This is a genomic window from Photorhabdus kayaii (assembly GCF_025384895.1).
Classification (GTDB): domain Bacteria; phylum Pseudomonadota; class Gammaproteobacteria; order Enterobacterales; family Enterobacteriaceae; genus Photorhabdus; species Photorhabdus kayaii.
This window is the reverse complement of sequence record NZ_JAJAFZ010000115.1, coordinates 1-6,994: the sequence shown is the minus strand read 5'-3', so window position 1 is coordinate 6,994 and position 6,994 is coordinate 1. Positions and strand designations below refer to the sequence as shown.

Sequence of the window (6,994 nt, the reverse complement as noted above, 5' to 3'; positions counted from 1 at the left end):
GGTCAACCGGATGTGGATGAAATAAATAACCTCACTACCGCAATTATCATCAACCAAAAGCGTATTGGTGAAAATGTCCGTTCAACGGTTGGTACAGCCTCAGATATTTATACCTTACTGCGCCTCTTATTTTCCCAAATAGGTACACCATTTGTAGGTTATTCCAACATTTTCTCTTTCAACCATCCGTTAGGAATGTGTCCACATTGCGAAGGGTTGGGCATTGCCAGCACAATAGATATTAATAAGCTGGTGAATGAAAACAAATCGCTGAATGACGGTGCAATTGAATATTCCACATTTGCACCAGGCACCTGGCGATGGCGTCGGTATACTCACTCTGGTTTGTTTGATAATAATAAGAAAATTGCCGATTACTCCACCGAAGAGCGCCAAATTTTACTGTATGCGGATAATATTACTCCAGAAAACCCATCTTCAGGTTGGCCTAAATCGGCTAGATTTGAAGGGATCATTCCCAGATTCACGCGCAGTTATCTTGTGAAAAACAACAAAGAGTACAAAAGTGAAGAGTTTCAGGGCATTGTTTCAATGAAACAATGCCCTGCCTGCCATGGTCAGCGGCTTAATAAACATATATTATCGTGTTTAATTCAGGGCAATAGTATCGGAGATTGTATTGATATGCCGATTATTGAGTTAAATCAGTTTATAGCAACATTAAATATCCCTTCTGTTAATACGTTAATTAATGCTTTAAAAGAACGTTTAATATCAATGTGCTCTGTTGGTTTGGGGTATCTGAACCTTAACCGCCCGACGGCAACATTATCAGGTGGAGAGTCCCAACGGCTAAAAATGGTTAGACACTTAGGCAGCAGCCTCACTGGAATGACTTATATTATTGATGAACCTAGCACCGGATTACATCCAGCTGATATTACAAAACTGAATACACTAATCCAGCAACTGCGTGATAAAGGCAACACTATTTTAGTGGTAGAACATGATCCCGATATTATTAAAATCGCAGATCATGTGATTGATTTAGGTCCCAGCGCAGGTGATAACGGTGGAAAGATCACTTATCAGGGGGATCTGAACGGGTTGCTCACTTCTGAAACATTAACAGGAAAATATCTTTCTCAGACAATCCATCTCAACCGAAACCCAAGAAAACCGATTAGTTATATCCCTGTTAAAAATGCAACGCTGCATAATCTTAGAGGGATCTCTATCGATATTCCATTAGGAATAATGCTCGTGATTAGTGGTGTGGCAGGCTCAGGAAAAAGCTCCCTGATTATGGGTGAGGTTGTCCCGAAATGTGCCAATGCTGTCGTTATTGACCAAAAACCTATTCATACTTCGAAACGTTCTCATATTGCATCGTGGAGCGGTATTTTTGAATATATCAGAGAACGTTTTGCCTTGGCTAATAAGGTGGATAAATCGTGGTTTTCGCCAAATGCCAAAGGGGCGTGTCCTGAATGTAAGGGATTGGGTGTCATTGAAACTGATTTGGCTTTTATGGATTCGATAACCTTACCTTGTGATGCTTGCCGGGGACAAAAATTCAATCAACAATCCCTGAATTATAAATACAGAGATAAAACGATTGTTGAGCTTATGGATATGAGTATTACTCAGGCGTCAAATTTTTTTGTGGGAGACAACCAGATCCAGCCAACATTAGAGAATATTCGGGATGTTGGGTTAGGTTATATGCGCCTTGGTGAATCACTTGACCATCTGTCTGGGGGAGAATGCCAAAGACTGAAACTGGCATCTTACCTTAATAATGAAAGTAACGTGTATATTTTTGATGAACCAACAACCGGACTTCATCCTTCAGATGTAACGATACTTATGACGTTGTTTCGTCGCCTTGTCGAACAAGGAAATTCTGTTCTGATCATTGAACATAACATAAAAGTTATTGCAGAAGTGGATTGGGTGATTGATTTAGGCGAAGGTGCGGGGACTGCTGGTGGACAGGTAATGTTCAGTGGCACACCACAAACGATGTTTGAAGAGGGTAATTCATTGACTGCGGATTACTTACGTCAGCATTGCTGATAAATAAAACCAACAAAAAAGTAAAGCGTCAATTGGTTCAGTGGGGACAACCAAGTGTATTATTCGCATACCACACCAATTGTCCCAACAACATCCTATAAGTAATACGTTACTTTATAATGTATTGATTTGCAGTTCCTTATCTGCGCAGGGCGCTAGCACACTATTTTAGCCATTTTTTAAAGACGATTATTTCTTAAAAACCAACTTTAATAATGTTTATATAGAATGAAATTTAATTAAATAATTTTTTAGGATTTTATAGTAAACCAAAGAGTTAAAGAACAATATTGACATTTTAAATCCAAATATTAATCAAAGTATGTTCACACCCTGCTTATCTGCGTAACCTATAGCATTACTAATCATCCAGTTATAAATAGGAAATGCATCAGTAGTTAAAAAAGACTCGTTATGAAACTGTATTGATGCCACATTATTAGATTTCAAAGCAATAATTTCACTTTTACCTAATCGTTCAAGATAAACCAATCGATTATATTTTGGCGTAAACCAGTGTGGTAATTTGTGCATCGCGGCAAAACTATTATAAAACCCTACATAACAGGTCATACTATCAATAACTATTTTATACTGCATTCCTTGCCGTGTTTTGGGAAGCCGCTTGATGGGCAAACCAAATTCAGCACAAATAAGTTGATGTCCCAGACAGGTTCCAATTAGTGGTAAATTTTGTTTTAAACGATTTGTAATCAGTGTCCGTCCCATTACCATCTTGTCATGATTAACAGCGTTTGGGTTTCCTGGCCCTGGACCAATAAAAAGGATATCTGTTTTACCTGTATTCATTAATTGAGGCAAACGCATACCAGACTCAAACCATGAAACTATCGTCACATCATGTCCTATATAACGTAGTTGGTGAGCAATCATCTCAGTAAACAAGTCTTCCATATCAATGAGTGTAATGGAGGGGAGGGAACTGGTTGTTAATGCAATTTTTTTAGAATTCCCTAACCAGAAGGAAGACACTTTCTGATTTCGTTGCCGTAATATTGTAGTGATATTACTCAACACATGTTCAGATAAATGGGTATTATTGGTTAGATTAATACTTTTTTTCTCCTCAAAAAAAGAACTCATTAAACCACTCAATTTTGCTTTGGTTTCTTCAGCTTCATTTTCTGGAACTGAATCACGAACAATTGTTGCCCCTGATGTCAATCGGAAATGCCCATTTTTCGTAATATCAGCAGCTCGGATTAAGATAGCAGAATCCAGATAACGTTGGTTATTCTTAACGCCAATCATTCCGATAACACCACTGTAATACCCACGACCACGATTTTCCCAGCGTTTAATGACTTGAGATGCATTTTCCACAGGGCTTCCGGTCACAGTTGGTGCGAACAATGACTCTTTCAGGATAGTTTGAATTGTCTGTGATGTTGAACCACGGATAAAATATTCCGTATGTGCAACCCGAGACATCATTTTTAATTGAGGACCAGTTACCATAATATCACTGTCACATATACGGCTCATCATTTTTAGCTCCTCATCAACGACCATGAAGAGCTCATTCTGTTCCTTTTTGTTGTTAATAAAATGGTATAAAGCCTGTTCTATTCCTTTTTCTGGATATTTTAACGTACCACTTATTGGGTTCATGGCAACATCTTTACCATCCACTAGAATATGTTGCTCTGGACTACTGCCGATAAGATAGCGTTCTCCAGTATAAACAATCCACGTCCAATAAGAACCACTTTCGTTTATCAATAATCGATTAAATAGCGAAAGGGCATTCTCCAATGAAAAGTCTTCAATATCACCTTCTAAACTTCTCGACATAACAAAATTACTGCCTTCTCCAGCATTAATCTCATCGTTGATCACATGTTCCACTACCTGGCTGTAATTTTTATCTGTGATATCGAAATTTATATTAGACGCTTTTATTGGCTTACTATCCTCAATAACCCCCCAGTTATTTATTTGATAACGAGTTTGTGTTTCGATGCTCATGATAATGATAGGTTCGTTGTCGTTATGGCATGCAAACCCTTTTTCAGCGATTTGATTAAATGGAATAATAATTAATTGAGAAGCACTCAACTCTCCGAAAAGTGTTATATCCATTGTACCGAAATCGTCTGATTTCAATGAAAGAGTTGGCTCCAACGAAATTGGCTCTAGTTCTGAGAGTGAATGGCTGTATTTTATTTCCCCCTCAAATAATAAAAAAGAGTCTTTAGCATCAGATAATGGGCGATAAATACATGCAAAAGGCTTATTTGTCTTAACTAAATGGCTAAATAGATTTTTTTCATCATTTGATTTCAGCTCTCTTTGTGGTAATTCTTTCAGCGACATTATTTCCCCTTATAATCTGTTTTATCAGGATCTTTAGTCTCCCAATGTATTATTTTTTTAGATTTGCAATGATTTGCTCTGTTGATGCCACTACAGAACATATTTCTGCCGCCATATTCAACGCTATGCGGTGTTTTTCCTCTGAAAAATCTGCCACAGCATCTGATACAAAGAAGGTCTCGATATCATGTGAGTAAGCATCAATAGCGGTGGCCAGACATCCTATATGTGCATACACACCACAAATGATCAGTTGATTGCGGTTCAAATCCCTTAAATGGTGTAGCAGATTAGATTTGAAGAACGCACTGTAACGCCACTTAGTCAGCACAGTTTCATCTTTAATAGGGGTCAGGAGTGGAATAATTTCCCGATGTTCATCTTTTGCTTTCATGCCTTCACCCCATATTATTTTTAATAATCCCCGTTGTTCTGGGGTCATACTACCGGGTTGAGCAGTATAAAATACAGGGATATTAAAATTTCTAGCAATATTCAATAGCGTATGGGTGTTTCTGATGACACTATTTATTGGACTGGCTTCGGTTTCAAAAAAATCCACAAAGTATTTTTGCATATCATGGATCAATAAAGCGGTGCGATGCCGATCTGGAAGCCAATTTGCTGCCGATTTGGGCAAATCTGTATATTTAGGTAATGGGTACGATAATATTTTTTCCATTTTGTATCTCTTTTTTTGCTATGTACTAACAGCTACCTAATGCAGCACCACCATCCACCAATAAAGTTGACAACGTAGTTTGACTAGATTCTTCACTTAGATAGAAACAAACAGCTGCGGCAATTTCATCTGATGTGGCAATCTTGCGTAGAGGGATACCGATACGAAATTGCTCTGGATTACCGTCCAATGTGCGACTTTTATCATTTTCATTTTCCCACATACTGCGTAGCATTGGTGTATCTGTTGAACCAGGAGCCACAACATTACACCGGATTCCCAATGAAGCTACCTCTAACCCAAGTGCATATGTAAAGACTTGGGCTGCCGCTTTTGAAGCACAATATGCTGCCATCGTTGCCCGAGGTACTCGTGCGGCATTTGAAGCAACAGTCACGATGCTACCTTTTTTTTGCTCCATCATATAACTGGCTGCAGCTTTACTGACGTTGAATACCCCCGTCGCATTAACAGCGACGATATGATTCCATGCATCAATATCTGTATTTTCAACAGAACCGTGATGTAATACACCAGCACCATTCACCAAATAGCCGATTGGTCCAAGTTGATTTCTGATCGCAAGAAATGCGCTACCAACTTGTTGAGGTTCGGTAACGTCCACAGAAAAACCGATAATTGGTTGAGAATATTCATGGCTGAGTTTGTTCACCAGAGATTGCAAAACATCAGCCTGTTTATCAATAAGTGCTAAAATTACTCCTTCCATCGCCAATCGTTTAGCGATGGCTTTTCCGATACCACCACATGCACCGGTAATAACTGCAACATACTTTTTGTCAAATGTCATAATGTTTCCTGATCAATTGTTCATGGTTTAATTAGTTCAATTGCCTGTATTTTATTTAATCGTGGGACGCATATAATGTTTGATAATTCGGACTCTTTAGGATTGAAGCCATAACCAAAACATTCGGCGATATCTTCAGCCAAAACAGGTTCCGGACTATTTATACAGTCGCCTCACCATACTGGTAATGTTATATTTTGGTATTTTTCAAATGCATTAGAACGCGGTTTTGCATATTGACCAGCAATATACGACCAACTGTGATCACAGTTTTATTCAATAAAGTAGAAAAAATTTCTGATAAATTATGTAAAAAATCGATTTTCGGAGTAACCGATTGTTGGTCACATGCAATAACTCGTTCAGCACAATCACCAATTTAAATTATTACCTCTTTGTCTAACCAAAATTTTTCCAATTGCTTATAAAGATACGTAAAATTTTTATGATTAATTAATGGCGATAAATTTAATAGTTCTTTTTTATGACATGGCATCAAGGTAGCTTTTTATCACTTGAATTTATCGTTATTTTCTCACTCATGCCATACAGTTGTTCTATATTAGTAATTTCTATGAATATATATACCCGTCATCTTTCAAGTTGCCTCTTTGTTGGCTGCACTCGCTCACCCCGGTCACATAGTTATCTATGCTCCCGGGGATTCACTCCCTTGCCGTCGCGATGCATCTTGAAATCCATTGGGTATAAACAATCACCGACTTGATGATATGAATCATCCATAACTTACCCATATCTTGTCAACCATTAAAATAAAATTATCATATAAAAAAATCATAATTAATTGATTTTAAAAAATTTAAATTATAGATAGAGATGATACTCAAAGAAATATTATTTTATTCTTCCACTTTCATTACGTTAATCACTAACCTAATTACTTTAGCAGATGTTTTTTTATTTTTGAAATCATTTGACTGGTTTTAAGATTATATTGTAGACTTCGATTCATTAACACCTCAGACAATAGATAGAAACAAACCCAAATGAACATATATTGTTTAAATATATCTTTAAAAAACTAAACTATTAGCTCTTAGGGTCTAATTCTCCGCCACCTATGGTGTAAATTGATGGTTTTAAGATATCACCTACTCACATCG

Annotated in this window: 4 protein-coding genes; 1 reads left to right on the top strand and 3 read right to left on the bottom strand. The window is 37.4% G+C overall.

What is annotated here, in order from left to right:
* Positions 1-2,040, top strand: a 2,040-nt coding sequence (locus LGZ98_RS22680) for an ATP-binding cassette domain-containing protein (RefSeq protein WP_262978638.1), incomplete at its 5' end; no start/stop codon positions are given.
* 315 nt (positions 2,041-2,355) lie between these two features.
* Here LGZ98_RS22680 and LGZ98_RS22675 read toward each other — a convergent pair.
* Genes LGZ98_RS22675 through LGZ98_RS22665 form a run of 3 tightly spaced genes read right to left on the bottom strand, consistent with a single transcriptional unit; the run spans position 2,356 to position 5,870 of the window.
* Positions 2,356-4,377 (bottom strand): chorismate-binding protein, encoded by a 2,022-nt coding sequence (locus LGZ98_RS22675; protein ID WP_262978637.1) that lies wholly within the window; start codon positions 4,375-4,377, stop codon positions 2,356-2,358.
* 49 nt (positions 4,378-4,426) lie between these two features.
* A complete protein-coding gene (locus LGZ98_RS22670) occupies positions 4,427-5,059 on the bottom strand; it encodes an isochorismatase family protein (RefSeq protein ID WP_262978636.1) in 633 nt (210 codons plus the stop codon).
* Between the two features lie 25 nt (positions 5,060-5,084).
* On the bottom strand, positions 5,085-5,870 hold the full coding sequence (locus tag LGZ98_RS22665; protein ID WP_262978635.1) for an SDR family NAD(P)-dependent oxidoreductase: 786 nt from the start codon (positions 5,868-5,870) through the stop codon (positions 5,085-5,087).
* Positions 5,871-6,994 lie beyond the last annotated feature (1,124 nt).

Coding starts and splice junctions, on each gene's coding strand:
- LGZ98_RS22675 (WP_262978637.1), bottom strand. CDS start 4,377: ATGTCGCTGAAAGAATTACCACAAAGAGAGCTGAAATCAAATGATGAA.
- LGZ98_RS22670 (WP_262978636.1), bottom strand. CDS start 5,059: ATGGAAAAAATATTATCGTACCCATTACCTAAATATACAGATTTGCCC.
- LGZ98_RS22665 (WP_262978635.1), bottom strand. CDS start 5,870: ATGACATTTGACAAAAAGTATGTTGCAGTTATTACCGGTGCATGTGGT.